Source organism: Bowmanella dokdonensis (assembly GCF_017254865.1).
Lineage (GTDB): Bacteria > Pseudomonadota > Gammaproteobacteria > Enterobacterales > Alteromonadaceae > Bowmanella > Bowmanella dokdonensis.
Map to the genome: position 1 here is coordinate 1 of NZ_JAFKCV010000378.1, position 288 is coordinate 288.

Genomic DNA, 288 nt, shown 5'->3' on the forward strand with positions numbered 1-288 from the left:
CGGCTTTTTTGGCGGCCGCCTGCTCCATTTCTACCTTCTCCTGCACCAGCATGTCTGGGGTTTCCAGGCTGATACGGCCCAACTTGCCGGATTGCAGTTCATTAAGCAGTACTTCACAGATCTTATGCAGGTTACCCGGCCACCGGCCATTATGGCGCCACGTTTTTTGGCCGCCGCTTCCAGAAACGCCAGTTCGGTATCCGGTAACTCTTCAAGCTTAAAGCGCTCTTTCATCAGCTGTGGATAAGCTTTAATCAGATAGTCAGCAGCATAAAAGCCCACATCGTC

Annotated in this window: 1 pseudogene; it reads right to left on the minus strand. The window is 52.1% G+C overall.

Annotated elements, in window-relative coordinates:
- A pseudogene (locus J0A66_RS23005) lies at nucleotides 1-288 on the minus strand (ribosome biogenesis GTPase YlqF); the annotation flags it as partial.